The 24,062-nt window shown below is 69.0% G+C and carries 23 protein-coding genes and 1 pseudogene; 18 read left to right on the top strand and 6 right to left on the bottom strand.

Translation table 11 applies throughout. The features are described from left to right. Window positions 1–82: 82 nt before the first annotated feature. Window positions 83–511: a carboxymuconolactone decarboxylase family protein gene (locus A37U_RS0132050; RefSeq protein WP_020500776.1), complete on the top strand. Its 429-nt coding sequence runs from the start codon at window positions 83–85 to the stop codon at window positions 509–511. A gap of 122 nt (window positions 512–633) precedes the next feature. Here A37U_RS0132050 and A37U_RS0132045 read toward each other — a convergent pair whose 3' ends face one another. Further along, complete coding sequence (locus tag A37U_RS0132045; RefSeq protein ID WP_020500775.1) at window positions 634–1,011, bottom strand: ArsI/CadI family heavy metal resistance metalloenzyme; 378 nt, start codon at window positions 1,009–1,011, stop codon at window positions 634–636. A gap of 82 nt (window positions 1,012–1,093) precedes the next feature. Between A37U_RS0132045 and A37U_RS0132040 the strand changes: the two genes are divergently transcribed. The 8 genes from A37U_RS0132040 to A37U_RS0132000 all read left to right on the top strand — a co-directional run bounded on the left by A37U_RS0132040 (window position 1,094) and on the right by A37U_RS0132000 (window position 8,684). Continuing rightward, window positions 1,094–1,432 (top strand): ArsR/SmtB family transcription factor, encoded by a 339-nt coding sequence (locus A37U_RS0132040; RefSeq protein WP_020500774.1) that lies wholly within the window; start codon window positions 1,094–1,096, stop codon window positions 1,430–1,432. Further along, window positions 1,429–2,535, top strand: coding sequence for an ACR3 family arsenite efflux transporter (arsB, locus tag A37U_RS0132035; protein WP_020500773.1), 1,107 nt, complete (start codon window positions 1,429–1,431; stop codon window positions 2,533–2,535). The genes A37U_RS0132040 and arsB overlap by 4 nt, the downstream gene beginning before the upstream one ends. Before the next feature lie 387 nt (window positions 2,536–2,922). Further along, window positions 2,923–3,582 (top strand): RraA family protein, encoded by a 660-nt coding sequence (locus A37U_RS0132025; RefSeq protein WP_020500771.1) that lies wholly within the window; start codon window positions 2,923–2,925, stop codon window positions 3,580–3,582. Between the two features lie 39 nt (window positions 3,583–3,621). After that, window positions 3,622–4,923: an MFS transporter gene (locus tag A37U_RS0132020; protein WP_020500770.1), complete on the top strand. Its 1,302-nt coding sequence runs from the start codon at window positions 3,622–3,624 to the stop codon at window positions 4,921–4,923. After that, the gene (locus A37U_RS0132015; RefSeq protein WP_020500769.1) at window positions 4,920–5,729 is read left to right on the top strand and encodes a carbon-nitrogen hydrolase family protein; all 810 of its coding nucleotides are present in this window, start codon (window positions 4,920–4,922) and stop codon (window positions 5,727–5,729) included. The genes A37U_RS0132020 and A37U_RS0132015 overlap by 4 nt, the downstream gene beginning before the upstream one ends. 42 nt (window positions 5,730–5,771) lie before the next feature. Then, window positions 5,772–6,470 carry a GntR family transcriptional regulator gene (locus A37U_RS0132010; RefSeq protein ID WP_020500768.1) on the top strand — a complete coding sequence of 233 codons (699 nt, stop codon included), beginning with the start codon at window positions 5,772–5,774 and terminating at the stop codon, window positions 6,468–6,470. A 117-nt stretch (window positions 6,471–6,587) separates the two neighbouring features. Beyond that, on the top strand, window positions 6,588–7,772 hold the full coding sequence (locus A37U_RS0132005; RefSeq protein WP_240437736.1) for a low temperature requirement protein A: 1,185 nt from the start codon (window positions 6,588–6,590) through the stop codon (window positions 7,770–7,772). Between the two features lie 78 nt (window positions 7,773–7,850). Continuing rightward, on the top strand, window positions 7,851–8,684 hold the full coding sequence (locus A37U_RS0132000; RefSeq protein ID WP_020500766.1) for a class I SAM-dependent methyltransferase: 834 nt from the start codon (window positions 7,851–7,853) through the stop codon (window positions 8,682–8,684). Window positions 8,685–8,691: 7 nt separating this feature from the next. On the opposite strand, the gene A37U_RS54065 is transcribed toward A37U_RS0132000, so the two are convergent. Beyond that, entirely contained in the window at window positions 8,692–8,943 is a 252-nt protein-coding gene (locus A37U_RS54065; RefSeq protein ID WP_240437739.1) for a hypothetical protein, read from the bottom strand. Window positions 8,944–9,172: 229 nt separating this feature from the next. Further along, window positions 9,173–9,298 (bottom strand): annotated as a pseudogene (locus A37U_RS54060) (hypothetical protein); the annotation flags it as partial. A 41-nt stretch (window positions 9,299–9,339) separates the two neighbouring features. Here A37U_RS54060 and A37U_RS46370 point away from each other — a divergent pair. Next, window positions 9,340–10,419, top strand: a complete 1,080-nt coding sequence (locus A37U_RS46370) for an amidase (RefSeq protein ID WP_205623067.1) — start codon at window positions 9,340–9,342, stop codon at window positions 10,417–10,419. Next, on the top strand, window positions 10,320–10,733 hold the full coding sequence (locus A37U_RS53170) for an amidase family protein (RefSeq protein ID WP_205623066.1): 414 nt from the start codon (window positions 10,320–10,322) through the stop codon (window positions 10,731–10,733). The genes A37U_RS46370 and A37U_RS53170 overlap by 100 nt, the downstream gene beginning before the upstream one ends. Before the next feature lie 25 nt (window positions 10,734–10,758). Here A37U_RS53170 and A37U_RS0131985 read toward each other — a convergent pair whose 3' ends face one another. Further along, window positions 10,759–11,631 carry an SDR family oxidoreductase gene (locus A37U_RS0131985; protein ID WP_020500764.1) on the bottom strand — a complete coding sequence of 291 codons (873 nt, stop codon included), beginning with the start codon at window positions 11,629–11,631 and terminating at the stop codon, window positions 10,759–10,761. A 112-nt stretch (window positions 11,632–11,743) separates the two neighbouring features. On the opposite strand from A37U_RS0131985, the gene A37U_RS0131980 reads away from it, so the two are divergent. The 4 genes from A37U_RS0131980 (at window position 11,744) to A37U_RS0131965 (ending at window position 15,505) form a co-directional block, all read left to right on the top strand. Next, window positions 11,744–12,694: an Lrp/AsnC family transcriptional regulator gene (locus A37U_RS0131980; RefSeq protein WP_026197822.1), complete on the top strand. Its 951-nt coding sequence runs from the start codon at window positions 11,744–11,746 to the stop codon at window positions 12,692–12,694. 81 nt (window positions 12,695–12,775) lie between these two features. After that, on the top strand, window positions 12,776–13,387 hold the full coding sequence (locus A37U_RS0131975; RefSeq protein WP_020500762.1) for a TetR/AcrR family transcriptional regulator: 612 nt from the start codon (window positions 12,776–12,778) through the stop codon (window positions 13,385–13,387). Continuing rightward, the gene (locus tag A37U_RS0131970) at window positions 13,384–14,256 is read left to right on the top strand and encodes an SDR family oxidoreductase (RefSeq protein WP_020500761.1); all 873 of its coding nucleotides are present in this window, start codon (window positions 13,384–13,386) and stop codon (window positions 14,254–14,256) included. The genes A37U_RS0131975 and A37U_RS0131970 overlap by 4 nt, the downstream gene beginning before the upstream one ends. Window positions 14,257–14,365: 109 nt before the next feature. After that, window positions 14,366–15,505: a Glu/Leu/Phe/Val family dehydrogenase gene (locus A37U_RS0131965; RefSeq protein ID WP_020500760.1), complete on the top strand. Its 1,140-nt coding sequence runs from the start codon at window positions 14,366–14,368 to the stop codon at window positions 15,503–15,505. A gap of 66 nt (window positions 15,506–15,571) precedes the next feature. Here A37U_RS0131965 and amaB read toward each other — a convergent pair whose 3' ends face one another. Both amaB and A37U_RS0131955 read right to left on the bottom strand, forming a co-directional pair. Next, window positions 15,572–17,095 (bottom strand): L-piperidine-6-carboxylate dehydrogenase, encoded by a 1,524-nt coding sequence (amaB, locus tag A37U_RS0131960; protein ID WP_020500759.1) that lies wholly within the window; start codon window positions 17,093–17,095, stop codon window positions 15,572–15,574. Between the two features lie 316 nt (window positions 17,096–17,411). Continuing rightward, window positions 17,412–18,575, bottom strand: a complete 1,164-nt coding sequence (locus A37U_RS0131955; RefSeq protein WP_020500758.1) for an NAD(P)/FAD-dependent oxidoreductase — start codon at window positions 18,573–18,575, stop codon at window positions 17,412–17,414. 107 nt (window positions 18,576–18,682) lie between these two features. Between A37U_RS0131955 and A37U_RS0131950 the strand changes: the two genes are divergently transcribed. The 3 genes from A37U_RS0131950 to A37U_RS0131935 all read left to right on the top strand — a co-directional run bounded on the left by A37U_RS0131950 (window position 18,683) and on the right by A37U_RS0131935 (window position 23,957). Further along, on the top strand, window positions 18,683–19,582 hold the full coding sequence (locus A37U_RS0131950; protein WP_020500757.1) for a LysR family transcriptional regulator: 900 nt from the start codon (window positions 18,683–18,685) through the stop codon (window positions 19,580–19,582). Between the two features lie 269 nt (window positions 19,583–19,851). Then, window positions 19,852–21,000, top strand: a complete 1,149-nt coding sequence (locus tag A37U_RS0131940) for an exonuclease SbcCD subunit D (RefSeq protein ID WP_026197819.1) — start codon at window positions 19,852–19,854, stop codon at window positions 20,998–21,000. Then, window positions 21,000–23,957, top strand: a complete 2,958-nt coding sequence (locus tag A37U_RS0131935) for an AAA family ATPase (RefSeq protein WP_020500755.1) — start codon at window positions 21,000–21,002, stop codon at window positions 23,955–23,957. Before A37U_RS0131940 ends, A37U_RS0131935 begins: the two co-directional genes overlap by 1 nt. Window positions 23,958–24,062 lie beyond the last annotated feature (105 nt).

Raw genomic sequence — 24,062 nt, 5'->3', positions numbered from 1 at the left:
TGCGGTCCCGGATCGCCGGACTGCAGCTCGCCCTTGCCGCTACCGAGTACAAGATCGCTGTCTATCAGGAGGTACACCAGCCATGACCAGCACTGCCGCGCAGTACGANATCGACAGTCCGGACAACCTCGCCCGCCGCCGTCACGGGCAATCGGTGCTGTCCAGGATCGACGGGNATCAGGGTGAGGCTGTCGTCGACTCGCTCGCCGACGTCAACCCCGCGCTCGGGCACCACGTGGCCGCGTTCTCGTTCGGGGATATTTACGACCGGCCCGGACTCGATCCGCGTAGCCGTCAGCTGGTCACTCTCGGGATTCTGACCGCTCTCGGGGGATGCGAACCGCAGCTCAAGGTGCATATCGGCGCCGCGCTGAACGTCGGCATCAGCCGCGAGGAAATCACCGAAGCGCTGCTGCACGCCACCGTGTACTGCGGCTTCCCCCGGGCCCTGAACGCGACCTTCGTCGCCCGCGAGGTCTTCACCGAGCGGGACGCGACGCCCGCCGACTGATTCGCTCCGTCCCGTGACAGCGGGCCCTCATGTCGCACGCGAACGCTGCCCTGACCTCGCGACACCGGCTTGCGTCGAACGGGCCACTGGTGAGCCGATGCCCTCGACACATGGCCACTTATCTAGTGGTGACTCGCGTCGGACTTGACGGTATAGACCTCCCAGGGCTCCTTGCCGGGGCCGTGCGCCCAGACCTTGTCCTGGACCGCGTAGCAGCAGGTGGTGTCGTCTTCGGTGAGTGTGTCGAGCCCTTCTCCGGTGAGCCGTTCGGTGGCGGCGTCGACCTCCTCGGTCGAGGCGACCTCCACACCGAGGTGATCGAGCACGGTGTCCTGGTCTGGTTCCCCTTCGAGCAGGACGAGTTTCACGGCGGGCTCGGTGATCGCGAAGTTGGCGTATCCGGGCCGCAGTTTCGCCGGTCCGGTGCCGAACAGCTTCGTATAGAACTCGATCGAGCCGGGCAGGTCGCCGACCCGCAGTGCGAGTTGCACACGTGACATGATCGCTCCTCTGATGAGAACTTCATCTAAGTAGATCGCTATCGAGATTGCTCTCTGCTTCGATAGCTGTCAAGATAGATGTATGTCGAAGCAACCGGAGGACTGTGCACCACTGGCCCGTGATCCGCTGTCCGCCGCGCAGGCCGGGGAACTGGCCGCGCTGTTCAAGGCGCTCGCGGATCCGGTGCGGCTGCGGTTGCTCTCGCTGATCGCCTCGCAGGCCGGTGGTGAGGTCTGCGTCTGCCATCTGACCGACGCCTTCGAACTGAGCGGGCCGACGATCTCGCACCACCTGAAGGTGCTGCGGGAGGCCGGACTGATCACCGGGGAGCGCCGGGGCACCTGGGTGTACTACCGGGTGCGCGCCGAGGTGCTCGGGCGGTTGTCCGCGGTGCTCGTCCCTGCCGAGGTACCCGCATGACCGCCACCGCGAGCACCGAGCAGGGCGTGCTGGCGCGGCTTTCCCGGCTCGACCGGTTCCTCCCGGTGTGGATCCTGGCCGCAATGGCGCTCGGCCTGCTCGCGGGCCGGGTGATCCCGGGGCTGAACACGGCACTGAGCGCGGTGGCCATCGAGGGGATCTCGCTGCCGATCGCGATCGGGCTGCTGGTGATGATGTACCCGGTGCTGGCCAAGGTCCGCTACGACCGGCTCGGTTCGGTCACTGGTGACCGGCGCCTGCTGTGGCCCTCCCTGCTGCTGAACTGGATCATCGGCCCCGCGCTGATGTTCGCGCTCGCCTGGCTGCTGCTGCCGGATCTGCCCGAGTACCGCACCGGTCTGATCATCGTCGGGCTCGCCCGCTGCATCGCGATGGTGATCATCTGGAACGACCTCGCCTGCGGTGACCGGGAGGCCGCTGCCGTGCTCGTCGCGCTGAACTCGGTGTTCCAGGTGATCGCGTTCGGCGCGCTCGGGTGGTTCTATCTCTCGGTTCTGCCCGGATGGCTCGGCCTCGCGCAGACCGAACTGCACATCTCCGCATGGGCGATCGTGCGCTCGGTGCTGATCTTCCTCGGTGTCCCGCTCATCGCCGGGTATCTCACGCGCAGGTTCGGCGAGCGCGCGAAGGGCCGCGAATGGTACGAGAACCGGTTCCTGCCGAGCATCGGCCCGATCGCCCTCTACGGCCTGCTGTTCACCGTCGTCATCCTGTTCGCCTTGCAGGGAGACCAGATCACCCACCGCCCGGTCGACGTGCTGCGGATCGCGCTGCCGCTGCTGGTCTACTTCGCGATCATGTGGGCCGGTTCGTACGCGCTCGGTGCCGCGCTACGGCTGCCCTATGCGCGCGCGACCACGCTGGCGTTCACCGCGGCGGGCAACAATTTCGAGCTCGCCATCGCGGTCGCGATCGCGACTTTCGGCGCCACGAGCGGACAAGCCCTCGCCGGGGTGGTCGGCCCACTCATCGAGGTGCCGGTTCTCGTCGGGCTCGTCTACTGTTCCCTCGCGTTGCGGCGGCGGATACACCACGGGGGCTCTGCTACACGGAGAGCAGGAACACCGCCGCGAGTGCGGTGATCCAGAAGGCGGGTGCCAGTGCCGAACCGGTCGTGGTGAGCAGTCAGGTCACGACGATCGGGGTGCGCCCGCCGAATGACACGGTGCCGATGTCGTAGCTCAGCTGCGCCACTCCCAGGCGTCGCGAACTGCGCGGCGTTCAGGGTTGGGGCCCTCTCGGGAGGCCTGGCTCCTCGAACTCGGGGGAGCACCGCGCAGCGGCACACCCGCTGCGCTTCTGGAGGAGTTCCGCCTGCGCGGTTCCCCGTCCGGCGCCCCGTAGCGGCTGGACCGTTCAAGCCCGGATGCATTCTTGCGATACACCGCGAGGCAGGGGTACACATACTCAACGCATGCGTTCGGTATGCCTAGCGCATGTTCAGGTGGTCTGATCTGGGAGGTACAGCGTTGTTCATCCGAGGTAAAGCACCGGAAGCCATCTCCGCCGAGATCGTGGAAGCACTCGCCCGAGTGCAGACCTCGACCCTCGGCCATCTCCGCGATCACGGTTTCCCGCGCGGGCTCGTCCCGGTCCGCAGACCGCTCGGTTTCGTGGGCACGGCGTTCACGGTCCGGTTGCCACAACTGGATTCCACGGCCCTGCATGTCGCGGTGGACGAACTGCGGCCCGGGGATGTGCTCGTGGTGGACCAGTCCGGGGATTCGCGTTCGTGTTTCGGCGGAATGGTGGCGTACACGGCGGCGGCGCGGGGCGCGGTCGGTGCGGTGATCAGCGGGGCGATCAACGATGTGCAGGAGATCCTGGAACTCGGGCTTCCGGTGTTCTCCTCCGGGGTTTCCGCGCTGACCACCCGGATTCTCGGCGTGGAAGGGGCGATCAACGTTCCCGTTACGGTCGGCGGTGCGGTGATCCGGCCGGGCGATGTGGTGTTCGGTGATTCGGACGGTGTCGCGGTACTCGCTCCGGGCGAGGCACTGGAAATCGCGGAAACCTTGCAGGACAAGGAATCGAGTGAGCCGGCGCTGAAAGACAAGATCTCCGGTGGCGGGCGGCTCGCCGAATGGTCGGGTGCGCTCGCGGCATTCGAGGGGCACCCGGCCGAATAGCGCAGTACACGAAAAGAGCGCACAAAGGAGTGATCGCTCATGGTACGGACCTCGGCCCCCGCGCAACCCGCTGCCGCGACGCGGAATCCGCCGCGTGGCGGCATTCGCTGGGTGCTCAGCGCCGGGCTGCTGCTCCCGGTGACCTTCGTGATGAGCATGGACCGGGCGGCGATGACCGCTGCCGCGCCGGTGATCCAGCAGAACCTGCATTTCTCGGTCACCCAGATGTCGGTCATTCTCACCGCTTTCTGGTGGGCCTACGCGCTTTTCCAGGTACCCGGCGGAATCATCACCCGCCGGTTCGGGCCACGCAAAGCGCTCGCCGTCGCGGGCCTGTGGTGGTCCGTGTTCACCTTTCTGACTCCGTACGGCCTGGTGTTCCTGGGGTTCGTGGTGATCCGGGTGCTACTCGGAATCGGGCAGGCCGCCGACTGGCCCGCCTCGGTGTACACCCTGCACCGCTGGTTCCCGCGACGCGAGCAGTCGCGCGGCAATTCGATCCTGTTGTGCGGGCTGTATCTCGGCAATGTCGTGGGAACCCCGCTCGTGGTATGGATCATCGACGCGTTCGGCTGGCGTCAGGTGTTCCACGTGTTCGCCGTGCTCGGCGCGATCCTCGCTCTAACGTGGTGGTGGTTCGCCCGCGACGAACCGCGCGAGCATCCGCGGATCTCCCGCGCGGAGGTCGACTACATCGAATCCGGCAGGGAAGACGATCAGCAGCAACAGAAGCTGTCCTGGCGGGTGTTCGCCGGTTCGTTGCGGTTCTGGGCGATCGGCGCGCAGTACGCCTTCCTGTTGCTCATCCAGGGATTCTTCGCCACCTGGCTGCCGACCTATCTGGTGCAGGCGCGCGGATTGTCCCTGTCGCAGATGGGTTTTCTGGGTTCGCTGCCCTGGATCGCCATGCTGATCGGGGTTTTCGGCATCGGGGCGCTCAACGACCGGGTGCTGCGGCGCTGGCGGCCCCGGGTCTGGCTGGCGGCCATCGGGTATCTCGCCGCGGCCGGTTTCCTCGTGCTCGGCGCGCTTTCCGCGGACACCACGCTGATGATCCTGTTCCTGTGCCTGAGTCTCGGCTCGGTGGGCACGGTGCAGGTCCAGGTGTGGGCCGCCTGCCAGGATCTGGGCGGGAAGCATTCGGCGACGGTCAGCGGCTGGACGAACCTGTGGGGCAATCTGATCTCCGCGGCGGGACCGCTGTTCACCGGGATCCTCGTCGGCATCGGGGGAGACTGGGTGCTCGCCATGCTCGTACTCGCCGTCGCCGGGGTGCTCGGTGCGGTCTGCTGGTTCTTCGTCCATCCCGAACGGCCGCTCGACGCCAAGGAGAACGCATGAGTATCACGGTTGCCGTGGCCCAGTTCACCACCGGAACAGACAAGGAAAGCAACCGCAAACTGGTCACCGAAGCGGTGCACTCCGCGGCCGAATCGGGTGCCGAACTCGTCATCACCCCGGAGAGCAGTATGTACGCCGATCCGGAGCAGCGCAGCGAACCGCGGGAGTACGCCGAACCGCTGGACGGGGAATTCACCGGTTGCCTCACCGAGCTCGCCGCGGACGCCGGTATCGCCGTGCTCGCCGGGTTCACCGAACTGCTTCCCGGCCGTTCGCGGGCCTCGAACACCCTCGTGGCGATCGGCTCCGGCGGGGAACGGCTCGGTGTCTACCGCAAGCTGCATCTCTACGACGCCTTCGGTTACCGGGAATCCGAGCGGATCGAACCCGCCGAGCACGCCGAACCGCTCGTGTTCGGGCTCGGCGGCCTCCGCGTCGGCGCGATGACCTGTTACGACCTGCGGTTCCCGGAAATGGCGCGCAGCCTGACCGATGCGGGGGCGAATGCCATCGCGGTGCCCGCCGCCTGGGTCGCCGGACCGGCCAAGGAGGAACACTGGAGCGTGCTCGCCCGCGCCCGGGCCATCGAGAACACCAGCTATGTGCTCGCTTCGGGGCAGACCGGGCCGTTCTGCACCGGGCAGAGCATGATCGTCGACCCGATGGGCAGCGTGCTCGCCGGAGCGGGAGAACAGCCGGGAATCGCGCTCGCGCGGCTGCACGCCGAGCGCGTCGAACGGGTGCGCGCCACCAATCCCTCGCTCGCCAACCGCCGTTTCGCGGTGATTCCGGCCCCGCACACGTAGAATGCGCGGGTACCCGGAACGAGAGGCAGGACAGCAGAGGCGATGCGGCGGCCCGAGTCACTTCCCCAGGAACGACCCGAACTCCCGGTCGTCGAGCGCCCGCGGGATACCCCGGCGAAGGATTTCGCGTACCAGTACATCAAGCGGCTGATCGTGGATCTGGTGCTGCCGCCGGGCGATCTCATCACCGAGATGGACATCGCCAAGGTCACCGGACTCTCCCGCACCCCGGTCCGGGAGGCCTTCCTGCGCCTCGACGCGGAGAAGCTCATCCAGCTGCTCCCGCGCCGGGGCGCACTGGTCACCCAGATCACCGCGCGCCAGATCCGGGAACTGCACCGCACCCGGCTCGCGCTCGAACTCTATGCGGTGCAGGAACTGTGCACCCGCCGGATCGAGGTCGCCGAGGAACTGCGCCCCATCGTGGAACGCCAGGAGAAGCTGACCGCCGAGGACGCCGGGTACCCCGAGATCATCGCCTGCGACCGGGAATTCCACACCACACTGGTCACCGCCGTCGGTAACACCGTGCTCACCGAGGTGTACTCCTCCATGGGGGATCGCCAGCAGCGCACCGGGATCGCCGCGTTCCTCGTGCAGCCCGATCGCCCGCAGCGCGCGGTGGAGAACCACCGGCAGATCATCGAGGCGCTCGAGGAATTCGATCTGGCGAGCACCCAGGAGCTGCTGTGCGAGCACCTTGATCACCACACCGAGGAACTCGAACGTTATCTTCCCTGACCGGCTTCGTGTTCTACTGGCCAAGAGATCGGTCCGCGGCACCAGAGGGGAAGCATGCGTTCGTTGACTCGCCGCCTCGTACCCATGTCCGGTCGCTCACCGGATGAACCCGGCCGGGTGTCCTCACCGCTGGAGTTGCTGTTCGATCTGACCTTCGTGGTCGCGGTCGGCACCGCGGCATCCCAGTTCGCCGAACTGCTCGCCGAGGGCCGGGTGTGGGCGGCCGTCCTCGCGTTCGTGCTCGCAATGTTCGCGATCTGCCTCGCCTGGATCCACTTCAGCTGGTTCGCCTCGGCCTTCGGCACCGATGACTGGCTCGACCGGATCCTGACCATGCTGCAGATGATCGGTGTGGTCGTATTCGCGCTCGGCCTGCCCGCGATGTTCGCCTCGGTGGCCGAGGGCGGACACGTGGAGGTCCGCGTCATGGTGCTCGGCTATGTGGTCATGCGCCTCGGGATGGTGCTGCAGTGGTGGCGCGCCGCCCGCGAATCGCCCGCGTTCCACCGGGTCGGCATGGCCAGCATCCGGTGGACCGTCATCGTGCAGGTGTGCTGGATCGTGATCGCCTTCGTGCGGCTGCCGCTGCCGGTCATGGTCCCGCTGCTCGCCGCCCTCGCGGTGCTGGAGCTCGTGCTTCCCTCGCTCGCCCAGGGCCGCGCGGACGGTACCCCGTGGCATCCGCATCACCTCGCCGAGCGGTACAGCCTGTTCGCGATCATCACCCTCGGCGAAGGGGTGGTCGGCACCGTCGCCTCGTCCTCCGGACTGCTCGGCGGCCCCGGGCGGATCCACTGGGACGGCGACGCGATCGCCGTGGTCATCGCGGGCGTCGGGCTCACCTTCGGGATGTGGTGGATGTACTTCCTCACCCCGTTCGGCGAGATGCTCGCCCACCGCAGGCGGCGCGGGTACCTGTTCGGTTTCGGGCACCTGCCACTGTTCCTCGCGATCGCGGCGACCGGGGCGGGCCTGCACATCGCGGGACTGCAGCTGGAACACCGCGCCGAGCTGGGGGAGACCGGCGTCGTGCTGGCGCTGGCCATTCCGGTCGCGGTGTACCTGGGCATGGTCTATCTGCTGCACACCCTGCTGTTGTCCGCCTTCGACCGCTTCCACCTGGTGCTGATCTCGGTCACCCTCGCGGTGCTGCTGCTCGCGGTCCTGCTTTCGCTCGCCGGTACCGGGCTCGCGGTGTGCCTGCTCGTGGTGATGCTCGCCCCGTTCGTGACCGTGCTCGGTTACGAGACCATCGGCCACCGGCACCAGGAGGAGATGCTGCGCGGGCTCACCGAGCGGTAGCGGTTTTTTTCGGGCCCGAGCTCCGGGCCCGCGCGGAACTCGGTGAGACGACGAGGTTCCACGGCTAGACTGGGCGGTGTGGCCGAGCAAGACTGGGAATGGGATCCCTCGCTCTATTCCGGTAGTGCCGCCTACTATTCGCGGGGCCGCATGCCGTATCCGGCCGAGCTCGCCCCGGCCCTGGCCGCCGCCCTGCACCTCGACGGCAGCGGGCGGCTGCTCGATCTCGGCTGCGGCCCGGGTTCGCTCACCTTGCCGCTGGCGCACCTGTTCGCGGAAACGATCGGGCTCGACGCCGACCGGGACATGCTCGACCAGGCCGCTCTGCTCGCCGCGCGATCGGGTGTCGCCCATGTGCGGTGGCTGTCCATGCGCGCCGAGGAATTGCCTGCGGGGCTTGGGAAATTCCGGTTGATCACCCTCGCGCAGTCACTGCACTGGATGGACCGGGCGACGGTTCTCCCCGTGGTGCGCGGAATGCTGGCGACCGGGGGAGCGTGTGCACATGTGCACGCCACGACTCATCGGGGACTCGATGCGGCCGAAGAATTGCCGTATCCGCGACCACCGCACGACTCGATCACCGAATTGGTGCGTGCCTATCTGGGTCCGGTCCGCCGTGCGGGCCGATCCCACCTCCCGCACGGCACCCCCTCGGGCGAGGACGAGGTCTACCGGGCGGCGGGATTCGCCGTGGCACAACGGATCGACCTTCCGGGGCGCGTGCACACCCGTGCCACCGAGGACATCGTGGCCGCCGTTTTCTCCCAGTCCAGCTCGGCACCGGGGTTGTTCGGTGACCGGCGCGCCGAATTCGAAACTGCGCTGCGCCTGCTACTCAAGGAAACCAGCCCGGACGGCCTGTTCAGCGAACGCGGTCATCCGGTCGGCATCGACATCTGGAGGCTGTGACCGAGGGCTATCCGGCGTGTGCCCCGCGCAGGACGAGTTCGGTGGCGGTCACGATCGCATCGGCCGGGACCGAATCGGGATCGATGGCGCGCTGAATCGCCAGACCGTCCTCCGGTGCGTGCACCACGAGCGCGGCAAACTCGGCCCCGGAGCTCCCGATCTCGTGTGCTACGGCTTCGGTGAGTGCCGCCCGTGCCATGGCTTCGCGCTCGGCGAGTACCGACCGCTCCCCTGGCGGGCGGCGCAGCGTGTGTCGCACCAGTTCCAGGCGCAGCGCCGGCCATTCCTCGCTGTGCGCGGACCGTTCGCGGTGCCAGGAACGCAGTGCCTCCCAGGTGTCGCCCGGGCAGAGGCGAGCGCGGCCAGCTCGGCGCGTTCCCGGCGGGTTCGGTGTTCGAGTAGCTCCGCGACCGCGGTGTCCTTACCGCCGAAGTGACCGTAGAAGGCCCGCGCGAATAACCGGCGCGCTCGGTGATCTGCTCGACCGAGGTTCCCGCGGCACCGTTGGCCGCGAACACCTCGGCCGCGGCGTCGAGCAGCCGGGTCCGGGTCAGCGCCTGCGACTCCTGCCGGGAGAGCCGTTGCCGGACCGTCGCCGCTCCTTCCGGTTTCATATTCAGTTCAGTACCCAGATTTAGCATTGTATCTTGACCGCATGGACGACTTCACCGGCTGGCCCGCGACCCGGATCGGCGCCGAGGTGACCGCGGGCCGCTCCCGTGCCATCGAGATCCTGGAGGCCCACCTCGCCCGGATCGATGAGCTCAACCCGCGGCTCGCGGCGATCACCTCCCGGTGCGACGAGCAGGCCCACCGGGATGCGGCCGCGATCGATGCGGCGGTCGCGCGTGGTGAACCGGTCGGCCCGCTGGCCGGGGTTCCGGTCACGGTGAAGGAGACAACGGATGTGCACGGGCTCGCCACGACCCACGGGCTGCGGGCTTTCGCCGGACGTGTCGCCGAGGCCGATGCCCCGCCCGTCGATCTGCTGCGCCGCGCCGGTGCGGTCGTGCTCGGGCACACCAATATGCCGACGCTGACGCTCACCGGGATGCATCCGCGCAGCGAACTGTTCGGAGACACGGTCAATCCCTGGGATTCGGGTGTCACGCCGGGCGGCAGCAGCGGCGGGGACGCCGTCGCGGTGGCCGCCGGGATGACCGCGCTCGGCCTCGGCAACGATTCCGGCGGCTCCACGCGACTGCCCGCGCAACTGTGCGGGGTGACCGGACTGAAACCGACACCGGGCCGGTTTCCCGCCGATCACCGGATCGGCACCGCGGACCCCACCCCCGCCTCCGCGCTGTTCCCCGTCGACGGCCCGATCGCCCGCGGTGTGCCGGATCTGCGTGCCGTATTCGAGATCCTCGCGGTCGCCGATCCCCGTGATCCGCGCGCCGTTCCGGCGCCGACCGCCGGGCCGGATCTTCCCCGCGCCGTCGGAATCGTGCGTGATCCCGGCGGTCACGGCGTGGACCCGGCCATCGCGGAGGCTGTGGAGATCGCGGCAGGCGCGCTCGCCGAGGCGGGGTACGAGATCGGCGAGGTCGACCCGCCGATGCTCGATGAAGCCCTCGAGGTGTACACCGGCATGGTGCTCACCGAGTTCGCCGGAATTGGCCGGCGATCAGCGCCATGGTGGGCCCCGAAGCCTCCCGCTACATCGAGTTCGACCTCGCCGAGCATCCGCCACTGGATCTCGCTGGGTACCTCGACCGCGCCGCGCGGCACCTGACGGTGCGCCGGGCGTGGGCGCGCCAGGCGGTGGTGACCCCGCTGCTGCTCGGTCCGGTCAGCACCCGCGTGAGCTTCACGCCGGGCCAGGAATCCCGGTCCGCGGAGGATAAACGGCGCTACGGAAGGTCGATGACCCTCTCGGTGTGGGCCACCGCTGTCGGTGCGCCCGCGGTCGCCGTCCCGGCCGGGCTCGCCGAGGGGCTGCCGGCCGGGGTGCAGCTGATCGGCCCCGCGTTCCGCGAGGATGCCGTACTGGATGCGGCACAGGTGATCGAGGATGCTTGCGGCGTGCTGACTCCGGTGCACGGTTAGCTGCGGAATCTGCCCGCTGCGGTGCTCAGTCGGTTCGGGACGCCACGGTCTGTGCGGCGAATTCCCGGTAGGTGCGCATCGGCCTGCCGAGCAGTTCGCGGAGGCGCTGATCGGCTCTGGGGGCCGCGGTCATGCCATCGATCTGGAACCGGTGGAACATCAGGCGCAGGTCGTGGGCGTTCCAGGCGGGCAGGAACCGCCGCATCTGCTGTTCGAAGGTGTCCAGGTCGTCCCCGGCGTAGGCGACGGGCCGTCCGGACACCTCGCTCCAGACGGCCGCCATCGCCTCTCCGGTCAGGATTTCGGGGGTGACCACGTCGAGCGTCTCGGACGGCAGGACGTGATCCGCCCGCATCCGCTGGATCAGAGACACCGCGGCCACCTCGGCGAGATCGCGGGTGTCGGTGGCCAGCACCGCCCGGTTCCCGACCGGGGAGACGAAGACACCGTGCTCCAGCGGGGAATGCCACTGGGTGTCGTTCTGCATGTAGTAGCCCGGTCGCAGGATCGTGGCGGGCAATCCCGCTTCGGCGATCATCCGCTCGGCGGCGGCCTTGGCCGCGAAATGCGGCGGGTCGGTGAATGCCTCGGCGTGGATCACCGAGAGGTAGACGAGGCTGCGGATCCCGGCCGTGCGGACGAGATCGAGGGTGTTCAGGGTTCCGGTGAGCTCGTCCGCGGCGACCGGGCTGAGCAGGAACACGCCATCGACCCCGGACAGCGCCGCCCGCATCGCCTCGGTGTCCAGCAAATCCCCGGCCACCGGGGTGACTCCGTCCGGGAACTCCGCGTTTTCCGGGGAACGGGTCAGCGCCCGCACCGGAACGCCCCGCGCGGTCAGCTGGGCCACTACATCGCGTCCGACCGTGCCCGTCGCACCGGTCACCAATACCGTCATCGGTTCTGCCTGCCTTTCGTGTGCTGTCTCCACGACTCTGAAGCTGTCGGCGGCACAAGGCCATGACTACGGTCATCTTCGGCGGAAACGGCCATTCAGATACCATATAGTGGTGGAATCGCTCAGCTTGACCGAGCCGGATCGGGCGCTGCTGCAGGCGCTCGACATCGATGGGCGAGCCTCCTTCGCCCGGCTCGGCGAGGTCCTCGGTGTCTCCGCGCACACCGTCGCGCGCCGCTACCAGCGCCTCCGCGCCGCCGGGATCACCGTGGCCGGAAGCCTCGAACCGCGCCAGGTCGGCCGGGTCACCTGGCTCGCCCGCATCCACACCGTTCCCGAGGCGGCGGGCGCGGTGGCCGCCGCACTGGCGCGCCGGGACGACACCGCCTGGATCAGGCTGGCCTCGGGCGGCACCGAGATCATCTGCGCGGTGCACCCCCGCGACGAATCGCACCGCGACGAGCTGCTGCTCGGCAAGCTGCCGCGCACCCCGCAGGTCGCCTCGATGTCCGCGCACTACGTGCTGCGCAAGTTCACCACGGCGCAGACCCCCAAGGCGTGGCTGCGGGCGCTGTCCGAGGACCAGGTCGTCGCGCTGCGCCCGGCAGCCGAGGAATCCGGCGAGGGCGCCCACGTGCTGAGCGGGGCCGACGAAGCCATGCTCGACGTGCTCGAACGCGACGGCCGCGCCACCTTTCCCGAACTCGCCGCCGCAGCCGGTACCTCCGAATCGGCCGTGCGCCGCAGGATCGGCCAGCTGCGCGGTGCGGGCGCACTGACCTTCGCGCCCACCGTCGACCCGGCGTGGCTCGGCTTCGCGGTCTCCGCGCACCTCTGGCTGAACGTCGCCCCCGCCGAACTGGCCCGGGCCGGTGCGGCCATCGCCGCGCATCCGGAGGTGCCCTTCGCCGCGGCCACCACCGGCCCGAGCAACCTCATCGCCACCATCCAGTGCGCGGACACCGACTCCCTCTACCGGTACTTGACCGAGGAGATCGCTGTCTTGCCCGGCGTGCACCAGGCCGATACGGCGCCTGTGGTTCGCACCGTCAAACGCGGCTGAGGCGTGATCCCTGGTTGCCAGCCGGTGGGTACCGAGGTATTTTAATTACGTTCCCGTTTCGTTTCATAAATGGAGGCAGCAGTGTCCGAATCCCGCCGAGCGGCGCCTGCCCGGGGGAGACCGCGGGACGCCGACCGGGACCTGGCGATCCTCGACGCGACACGGAAACTGCTGGTCGAGGTCGGGTACGAGCAGTTGTCCATCGAGTCGGTCGCGGCCGAGGCCGGAGTCGGCAAACCGACGGTCTACCGGCGCCACAGTGGTAAGGCCGCGCTGGTGGCCGCTGCGGTCGAGCATCGTGCGGCGAGTGTTCCGCCCGCGCTCCGGACCGGTGATCTCCGGAAGGCCCTGCTGCGAACCGTGGAATGGCTGGCCGGGCAGATCGCCGGGCAGGAGATCGGGCTGCTCGGCGCCCTGTTCGCCGGGATGCGCAGTGATCCGGACCTGGCAGCGGAGATGCGGCGGATTCTGCGACGCGACGAGGCGGCGATGACCGAGCGGCCCTTCGGTGGGGTGCCGGACGATCATCTCGCCCCCGGTGCGGCCGGACTGTTCGCCGAGATCGTTCCGGCGCTCATCGTGCACCGGCTCGTGTTCGCCGGACAGCCCTGCGACCGGGGCTTCGTCGAGCACGTCGTCGACGACATGCTGCTGCCGCTGCTCCAGCGCTCCACGACACCACGGAGGCGATGATCATGATCGTCATCACCGGAGCGACCGGCGCCCTTGGCGGTGCCGTCGTCGAACACCTGCTCAGGCGCATCCCCGCGGACCGGATCGGCGTCAGCGTCCGGGAAGTCGCCAAGGCACGGCATTTCGCCGACCGCGGCGTGCGCGTCCGGCACGGCAGCTACGCCGACGCGGCCGCACTGCGCGACTCGTTCGAGGGTGCCGACCAGGTGCTGCTGGTCTCCCAGAGTGCCGCGGACGGCGAGGGAATCGAGTTTCACGGCAACGTGATCCAGGCCGCGGTCGCCGCCGGGGCACAGCGCATCCTGTACACCAGCCACCAGAACGTACGCGAGGACAGCCCGTTCGGCCCGGCGCGTGAACACGCCGGCACCGAAGCCCTGCTCGCGGCGTCCGGGATCGCCTGGACCTCACTGCGCAACGGGTTCTACGCGCACAGTCTCGACTGGCTGCTCGGCCCCTGGCAGCAGACCGGCACCATCGCCGCACCGGCCGACGGCCCGGCCTCCTGGACCGATCGCGCCGATCTGGCCGAAGCCGCCGCGGTCATCCTCGCCGGGCAGCGTGCCTTCGACGGCCCCGTCACGCTCACCGCGCGCCATGCCGTCACATTCGACCAGATCGCCATGACCGCGGCCGAGCTCACCGGCCGGGACATCACCCGAGCCGTGCTGGACGACGAGCAGTGGCTCGCCGACCGCATCACCGCGGGCGCGCCCGAGCACATGGCGCGGATGCTCTTGCAGTTCTTCCAGGCCGCGCGAAGCGGCGACTTCGCCGGAACCGATCCGCTGCTGGCCGAACTCCTCGGTCGCGAACCACGCACGGTCGCCGACTTCCTTTCCGATCGGATCGGCAGCACGCCTCGATAACGGAACACCGAGAGGGCAAGCAAAAGTTTCGCTGTAACCCAAATACTGTCGTACTGCTCGCCTTGGTTGGGTGATCGCGCACCGGCATGGTGTTGGTGTGGGAATCTGCATGAACGACACGCTCGGCCTCATCGATGATTGGGGGCCGGAGAAAATCGTGGTGGTCTCGGATCGTCGCACCGGAATGCGCGGGGTGCTGGTCATCGACAACACCGCCCGCGGCATCGGCAAGGGCGGTACCCGGATGGCGCCGACGGTCACCGCTACCGAGGTGGCCCGGCTGGCGCGGAACATGACCTGGAAATGGGCCGCGGTGGACCTGTTCTACGGCGGGGCGAAGGCCGGTATCGCCGCGGATCCCACCGCGCCGGACAAGGAAGCCGTGCTGCGTGCGTTCGCGCGGGCGCTGCACAACGAGGTGCCACGCGAGTACGTGTTCGGTCTGGACATGGGCCTGACCGAGGACGACGCCGCGATCATTCAGGACGAACTCGGTGACCGTGGTGCGGCCGTCGGCACTCCGGCGCATCTGGGCGGGGTCGCCTATGACCGGCTGGGCCTGACCGGTTTCGGGGTGGCCGAGGCCGCCGATGCCGGTGCCGCGCTGATCGGCTTGCCGCTTTCCGGTGCGCGGGTCGCCATTCAGGGGTACGGAGCCGTCGGCAGGGCGGCTGCGGAGCGGTTCACCGAACTCGGCGCCACCATCGTCGCCGTGTCCACCGTACGCGGTGCCGTGCACGATCCCGCCGGGCTCGATGTCGCGGCGCTGGGCCAAGCCCATGACGAGTACGGCGATGCCTTCGTGTCCCGGATGGGCAATTCCCTGGCCACCGGAACGGAGCTCTTCGTCGACTGCGATGTGCTGGTTCCCGCCGCCGTGCAGGATGTCATCGACGAGGCGACCGCGCAGATGATCAAACCGAAGCTGGTCGTGGAGGGCGCGAATCTCCCGACCTCGGCGCAAGCCCAGGCGGTACTCGCCGGGCGGGGTGTCACGGTGGTGCCGGACTTCGTCGCCAACGCGGGCGGGGTGATCGCCGCCGCGTTCGCCATGGATGCCCGCTACTCCGGTTTCCGTGCCGATACCGACCAGGTGTTCGCGACCATCTCGGAGACGCTGCGCGCCAATACGGGCACCGTCCTCGAGGAAACGGCCCGCGCCGGAGGGACACCACACCAAGCCGGACGTCGGCTTGCCGAGCAACGGGTGCGTGCGGCGATGCGCAGCAAGGGGCGCCTGCCAGGGTGAACCGGAAACGGCGAGGAGAACGCCACCGCGGCTGCCGCAGCCACGGTGGCGTTCTCCTCGGCAGGACTACAGGAAGCTGACGTTCTGCGCGAGCGTCAGTTGAGTGGAATAGTTCACGGTGTTGGTGGACCGGCGCATGTAGGCGCGCCACGCGTCCGAACCGGACTCCCGGCCACCACCGGTTTCCTTCTCCCCACCGAAGGCGCCGCCGATTTCCGCGCCGGAGGTGCCGATGTTGACGTTCGCGATCCCGCAGTCCGAACCCTCGGCGGCCAGAAACCGCTCTGCCTCGCCCTGATCGCGGGTGAACACCGAGGAGGACAGCCCCTGGGGTACCGCGTTGTGCAGGGCGATGGCCTCGTCGAAGGAATCGTAGGTGAGCACGTAGAGGATCGGGGCGAAAGTCTCCTCCCGCACCACCTTGGTCTGCGCGGGCATGCGCACGACGGCCGGTTCCACATAGGCGGCGCCCGGTGCCTGCTCGACCAGCCGCGAACCACCCCCGGCCAGGATCTCCCCGCCTTCGGCTTCGGCCTGCTGCAGGGCGTTGCGCATGGTTTCGGCCGCGGTGGTGGAGATGAGCGGACCGACGAGGGTGTCCTCGGCGAACGGGTCGCCGATCGGGAGTTTGCGGTAGGCGGCCACGAGTCGTTCGGTGAGTTCCTCGGCGATATCGCGATGCACGATCAGCCGCCGCAGTGTGGTGCAGCGTTGTCCCGCGGTGCCCGCGGCGGCGAACACGATGCCCTGCAGTGCCAGGTCGAGATCGGCGGACGGCGCTACGATCGAGGCGTTGTTACCGCCCAGTTCCAGCAGGCTGCGCCCGAAACGGGCGGCAACCCGCGGACCGACCTCGCGACCCATCCGGGTGGAGCCGGTCGCGCTGACCAGTGCCACCCGTGGGTCGTCGACGAGCTGTTCGCCGACGGCCCGGTCGCCGAGCAGCAGCCGGTGCACCTCGCGAGGTGCACCGGTTTCCTTGGCCGCCCGGTCGAGCAGGTGAGCGGCCGCGATCGAGATCAGTGGGGTGGCCTCCGAGGGTTTCCACACCACGGTGTCGCCGCACACCAGGGCGACGGCAGTGTTCCAGGACCAGACGGCGGCCGGGAAATTGAACGCGGAGATCACCCCGACCACGCCGAGTGGATGCCAGGTCTCGGCCAGCCGGTGTCCGGGGCGTTCGGAGGCGATGGTGCGGCCGTAGAGCTGGCGGGACAGTCCCACGGCGAAATCGCAGATGTCGATCATTTCCTGCACTTCGCCGAGCGCTTCGGACTCGATCTTGCCCGCTTCGATGGTGATCAGCCCGGCGAGCTGGGTTTTATGTTCGCGCAGCAGATCCCCGAGCCGGCGGACCAGTTCGCCCCTGGCTGGTGCGGGCGTACTGCGCCAGGTGTGGAAGGCGCTCTGGGCGGCCGCGATGGTGGCCTCGGTGCCCTGTTCGGTGCTGGCGCCCAGTTCGAACAGGGCGTCCCCGGTGATCGGGCTGCGCGCGGTCAGACCCGTGCCTTCGGGCACGGTGGCGCCGACCGCGGCCAGTGCCGCATGGGCGCGCTGGCGAAGGGTTTCGGTGCTGGCGGGAATGTTCATCCGTTTCTCCTGATCGGTAGTAGGGACAGTCTTTCTGCTGAGGTGTTCGGGTCGAGGTTGTCGTGTGGTGCAAGGTCTCCGGGCAGGTCGAGCTCCCGTGCGATCTCGGCGATCGAAGTATTCTGCTGGGCCTCGGATCCTGAATGTCGCGATCGATCGCGCCGGAAAGCCAGTCCAGGTCGTAGTCGGTGGCTGCGCGGGAGCTGTCCCTGATGCCCTCGCCGGACAGGTATCTCCGAGAGCCTTCGTGCGAACTCTGCGCGCAGCTGCCCTGGGGCAAGTGTGTGCACCGGCATCCTTCCTCTCGACGACCGTGTCATACGATGTGGGTTTCCGGGCGGATCGCCGCGCCGTCGGCGAAGCGCCGGACATCGAGCGGACCGATGTCCACGAACGGATCCTGGTCCAGGCAGAGGTCCCGTACCACCTCACCGACGGCCGGTCCCAACAGGAAGCCGTGACCGGAAAAACCCGTGGCATACAGGAAATTCGACGGTTCCGCGGCCCGGCCGATCAGCGCGTTGTGATCCGGGGTGACCTCGTAGAGTCCCGCCCATCCGGGGGTGAGCCCGACATCCAGCAGCGCGGGCGCCCGGGTGCCGATGGCCTCGCCGAGGCGGGGCAGCCACTCCTCGCTGTAATCGAGGTGGAATCCCGGCTCCTGTTCCGGATCGGACATCCCGAGCAACAAGCCACTACCTTCCCGATGGAAATAGAACGAGGTCGCGAAATCCACGGTGAACGGCACCACCGGCGCCAGATCCGGCATCGGCTCGGTGAACATCACCTGCCGCCGCACCGGCTGCACCGGCAACTCCACCCCGGCCAGTTCGCCGATTCCGGCCGACCACGCGCCCGCCGCGCAGATCACCGTGTCCGCTTCGACCGTGCCCTGATCGGTCACCAGCCCGGTCACCCGGTCGCCCCGGCGTTCGATGTCCAGCACGGAGGTACCGGTGCGCAGGACGGCACCGTGGCGGCGGGCTCCGGAGGCGTAGCCGAGCACCACCGATTCCGGGGTGCAGTGCCCGTCCTCGGGCGAGTACGCGGCGGCGAGCACGCCGTCGGTGTCGATCAACGGGGAAAGCCGTTCGGCCTCGTCGACCTCGATCATGCGGCTGGTGACCCCGAGCTCGTTCTGCAGCTGCACATCCCGTTCGAAGGCGGCTACCTGCGCTCGCGTGGTGAGCAGGAACAGATAACCGACCTGATGCAGGTCGATCTCCTGACCGGGACGCTGCGCGAACCGGGTGAACGCTTCCAGGCTCCGGGCGCCGAGCGCGATGTTGAGCTCATCGGAGAACTGGGCGCGCACCCCTCCCGCCGCGCGGCAGGTGGAACCGGTCCCGAGTTCGCCGCGCTCGAGCAAGAGCACATCGGTGCCCCCGGCTTCGGCGAGATGGAACGCGATGCTGGTGCCGATCACGCCGCCGCCGATGATGACAACGGATGCGCGCCGAGGCAGGGGAGTCCGGGGCATCGAATGCGGTCCTTCCGGTAGTCGTCGCGCGGATTTCTCTCATGGTCGACGCTGAAACCATTGAGGTCTATTCACAGTTTTTCCCTCAAATCATTTAGGATCAGTAGATGGACTGGACGAGCGCACAGCTGCGGTCGCTGGTCGAGATGACCCGGAGGGGAACGGTGACCGCGGTGGCCGAGGCACTCGGCTACACGCCGGGCGGGGTGTCCCAACAACTCAATACCCTCGAACGGGCCGCGGGAACGCCGCTGTTGCGTCGCGTCGGCCGCCGGGTCGAGCTCACCGAGGCCGGTCTCGTCCTCGCCGCGCACGCCGAACGGATACTCGATATCGGGGCGGACGCCGTTGCCGCGCTGGAGCGCACCAATCGCACCGTGTCCGGGACCCTGAACGTCGGACTGTTCGCCACCGCGGCGGCCGAAATCCTGCCGCTCGCCCTGACCAGAGCAAGTACCGAACACCCGGAACTGACCGTGCAGAGCCGGGAGATGGTCGTCGATGACGTGCACGACGCCGTGGCCACCGGCGCGGTGGATCTCGCGCTCGGGCTGGACTACCCGGACATGCCGATCTCGCACGATCCCGCGTTGCGGCAACTCCGGCTGCTGACCGAACGATTCGGTCTCGCGGTCCCCGAACACACCCTGACCGGCGTGCGCGAGATCAGCCTCGCACACACCGGCGAGCTCGGCTGGATCCTGCCCGACCTGGATACCCACTACGGACAGGCGATCCTCGCCGTCTGCCGCCGCGCAGGCATCGAACCCGATGTGCGCCATCAGGTCACCGATACCGCCGCGTCGCTGGCACTGGTCGAGGCCGGGTTCGGAACGACTCCGGTCACCGATCTCATGCTCCGACTGCGCCCTTCCCGATTCCGCGTCCTCGCACTCACCGAGCAGTTCGAACGGCACATCGTCGTGATCGTGCGTGCCGCGGCGCAGAACCGGCCGACGGTCGCCGCGCTGGCCGAGATCCTGCGCGAGCTGGTCACCGGGAAATGACGGTGGTCAGCCGCTGCGGCCGGGCACGGTGTTTCCGGAGCATCGTGGTGACACCGGTCCCGGCCCCGATCAGCAGTCACACGCTGCCGACCGACTTCGCGTTCCCGTCGGCGTTCCACAGCGCGTACCCCAGCACGGCGATGCCGATCACCGGCGAAAGGCAGGCAATCAGCAGGATCGCATCGCGGGACACCTATTCGAACACACATTCGAGTGACACGCCAGGGGTGGTGGCGGAAATTGTCGGCGGGCGGGCCTACCTTGGCTGTATGCGCGTACTGCACACCTCCGACTGGCATATCGGCAGGACCTTCCACGGCCAGGACCTGCTGGCCGACCAGGAGTCGGTGCTGCGCGGGATCGCGGACCTCGTCGCGGAGCGCGAGATCGATGTCGTACTCGTGGCGGGTGATCTCTACGACCGCGCGGTTCCCTCGGCCGAGGCGGTCGCGGTCTGTGGCAGGGCGCTCACCGCGATCGGGGAGGCCGGTGCACGGATCATCGTGACCGCGGGCAATCACGATTCGGCCGCACGTATCGGGGTGTTCGCCCAGTTCGCCGAGGCGGGCGGCCTGCACCTGCGCACCGAGATCGGTTCGCTGGACACGCCGATCCTGCTTCCCGACGAGCACGGCGAGATCGCGTTCTACGGCATCCCCTACCTGGAGCCGGATATCGCCCGGCGGGTGTTCGAGATCGAGGAGCGCACGCACACCGCCGTGCTCGCCGAGGCGATGCGCCGGGTGCGCGCGGACCTGGAATCCCGGCCGGGGACCCGTTCCGTCGTGCTCGCGCACGCCTTCGTGACCGGCGGGGCCGCTTCGGATTCGGAGCGCAAACTGGTCCAGGGCGGTATCGAGCAGGTACCGGGATCGGTGTTCGACGGCGTGGACTATGCGGCGCTCGGACACCTGCACGGCCCGCAGCGGCTCGCCGAACACCTGCAGTACTCGGGCAGCCCGCTCGCCTATTCGTTCTCCGAGGAGAACCACAAGAAATCCGTACTCATCGCGGAGTTCGGTGCCTCGGGACTGACCGGCGTGGAACGGCAGCCGCTGCCGGTGCCACGGCCGCTGGCCACGGTCACCGGGGAACTCGACGAGTTGCTCGCGGATCCGGAGCTGGACGGCCTGCATGAGCACTACCTCTCCGCGACGCTCACCGACCGGGTCCGCCCCGTCGACGGGATGCGCAGGCTCCGCGAGCGGTTCCCGTACGCCGTGCGCCTCGAATGGACCCCGGCGCAGGACGAACGGCAGCGCGCAGGCGACTACACCAAGGCCGTGACCGGCCGGGACGACCTCGAGGTCGCGGACTCCTTCGTGGCGCACTGCCGCGGCGCGGAGCTCACCGGGGCCGAACGGGAACTGGTCGGCCGCGCATTCACCTCGGTCGGCGCCGGAGAACGGGAGGTCTGATGCGGCTGCACCGGCTCGAAGTCTCCGCATTCGGCCCCTATTCGGGACACGAGACGGTCGATTTCGACACCCTCGGCGCGGACGGCCTGTTCCTGCTGCACGGTGACACCGGCGCGGGGAAGACCTCGTTGCTCGACGCGATCGCCTACGCCATCTTCGGTGCCGTTCCCGGGGCGCGGGGCGAGGTGAAACGGTTGCGCTGTGACCTTTCCTCCCCGGACACGCCGACCGAGGTGCGCCTCGAACTGACCGTGCAGGGCCAGCGGCTGCAGATCAGCAGGAGCCCGGAGTACGACCGGCCGAAGAAACGTGGTGACGGCACGACCAAGCAGCCCGCGAAGGGCAGCCTGGTCTGGCTGGACGACGCCGACCGTGCCGCGCTCACCAGGCTGGACGAGATCGGCAGGACGATGCAGCGGCTGCTCGGGATGAGCGCCGAGCAGTTCTTCCAGGTCGTGCTGCTGCCGCAGGGGGAGTTCGCGCGGTTCCTGCGCGCCGAGACGGCCGAACGCGAGCACCTGCTCGAGCAGTTGTTCGGCACCCAGCGCTTCGCCGAGGTGGAGCGCTGGTTCGCCGAGCTGCGCGCCCGCGAACGCGGAAAACTGCAGGCGGAACAGGCCAAGGGCGATGAGCTGGTCGCGCGGATCGCCCAGGTCGTCGGCATCGAACCGCCCGAAGAGGGCGTCGGCGAGGAATGGCTCGGGCAGCTGCTGCACGAGCGGAAGGCCGCGGTGCAGGCGAGCACCGAGGAGGAACGCACCGCTCGCGAGGCGGCCGCCAAGGCGAGCGCGGCCGCCGAAGCGGCACGCACCCGGGCACAACGGGTGCATCGGGTGCGTAAGGCCACGGCCGAGCTGGCCGAGCTCGACGCGGCCGAGCCCGTTCGCGCGGCCAAGGCCACCGAGCTCGCCCAGGGGCGCAAGGTGGTCCCGGTACTCGCGGCCCGCCAGCAGCTCGCCGAAGCGCAACGGCGCAGCGAGGTTGCGCACACCGCGGTCGACGCGGCCCGGGACGCACTGCCTACCGCCCGGCGGGCCGAGCTGAGCGAACAGCCCAGCGCGGACCTGCGCGCGCTCGCCGGGGACTACCGTCAGCGCGGCGGCGAACTGAGCGCGCTGGTCGAGCAGGCCGAGGCGCAGAAAACCGATATCCGCGCCATCACCGAACTCACCGATCGCCTCACCGAACTCGCCGAACGCAAGACGAAACTCGACGCCGAGCTCGCGAGCCTGCCCGCCGCGATCGAGCAGAGCCGGGCGCTCGTGGAGGACGCCAACCGCAGCGCGGCCCTGCTGCCCTCGGCGACCGAACAGCGGGACGCGTTCACCGAACGGCTCGCCGCCGCCCGCAGGCTTCCCGCGCTGCGTGACCAGCTGCGGTCGGCCGAGCAGGAACAGCGCAGCGCGGTCGACGCGCACCAGCGCGCCCGGGAACGGGTGCTCGACCTGCGGGCGAGCCGGCTGGACAGCATGGCGGCCGAACTCGCCGGAGAGCTCAAACGCGGCAAGCCGTGCAGCGTCTGCGGTTCGAAGGAACATCCGAAACCTGCCCCGCTGACCCTCGGCGTGGTCGGGGACGACGAGGAATCCGCCGCGGCGACCGCGGAGCAGGAGACCGCGGCGCGCCGGGACGAGGCCGCGCGGCAGGTGCAGGAACACACCCGCGCCGTGCAGGCGGTGCTGGAACGGCTGGACGGGGCGGGCGAGGAGGAACTCGCCGAACGCCTCGCGGAGCTTCAGCAGCGGCACGCCAAACTCACCACCGAGGCCGCCGCGGCCGGGGAACGCACCGAACACCTGCACAAGGAAGAACGCGCGCAGACCGAACTGCACGAACAACTCACCGCGGTGCGCACCGAATCGGCCGCGGGCGAGTCCGAGCAGGCAGGGGCGCGCGGCCGGGTCGCGCAGCGGGCCGATGTGCTCGAACAGGCGCGCGGGGACTTCGAGGACGTCGGCGCGCACCGGGACCACCTGCTCGCCCTGGCCAATGCCATCGACGCGCTCGCGCAGGCCCGCGCCGAACTGGATGTGCGCCGTGCCGCGGAACAGGAGCGGTCCGCCGCGGTCGATGCCGCGGTGCAGGAGGCCGGATTCGGTTCCGCCGAACAGGCCCTCGCCGCCGCGCGCACCGATGCGGAGATCGCCGCGCTGGAGGAACACCTCGCCGAGGCCGAACGGGCAAGGCTGCGCGCCCGTTCGGTGCTCGACGACGAGGAAAATGCGGGCATCGATCCCGCGGAGTCAGGCGAAACCACCGAAGCGGATTCCGCGCTCGCCGAGGCCGGCGCCGCCCTCGAACACGCCGTCGGCGCGCTGCGCAGCGCCGTCCGGCAGGGCGACGAGACCGAAGCGCTCGCCACCCGGCTGCGCGAACACTGGCGGAACACCGAACCGATGCGCGAGCGCTTCGCGGAACTGGACGCGCTGACCGATGTGGTCAACGGGCGTGGCCAGAACGCCAAGCGGATGTCGCTGCGCGCCTTCGTGCTCGCGGCCCGGCTGCAAGAGGTCGCCATCGCGGCCAGCAGCAGGCTGCGCACGATGAGCCAGGGCAGGTACGGATTCGTGCACAGCGAGGCAGCCGGTGCCCGCGGGACCCGGGGCGGCCTCGGGCTCGACGTGCTCGACGACTACTCCGGACAGGTGCGTCCCGCCAAGACCCTTTCCGGTGGCGAGTCCTTCATGGCCTCCCTCGCCCTCGCACTCGGCCTCGCCGATGTGGTCGCCGCCGAGACCGGTGGAGCACAGCTGGACACCCTGTTCGTGGACGAGGGATTCGGCACGCTCGACGCCGACTCGCTCGAGGACGTGATGAGCATCCTGGACGAACTGCGCGCGGGCGGGCGCATCGTCGGGCTGGTGTCGCATGTGGACGAACTGCGGCAGCGGGTGCCGACCCAGCTGCGGGTCCGCAAATCCCGCGGCGGATCCACCCTCGAACTACGATCCGGCTAGGGCACGACTGACGGTCCCATTGCCTGCTGCGCTGCAACATTGGCGAAGTACCTTCGCAAGACATTGGCGAAGTATCTTCGCGAGACGTCGGCGAAGTACCTCCGC

The organism is Sciscionella marina DSM 45152 (assembly GCF_000379465.1).
Taxonomy (GTDB): domain Bacteria; phylum Actinomycetota; class Actinomycetes; order Mycobacteriales; family Pseudonocardiaceae; genus Sciscionella; species Sciscionella marina.
This window is presented reverse-complemented; position numbering and strand designations above follow the sequence as displayed.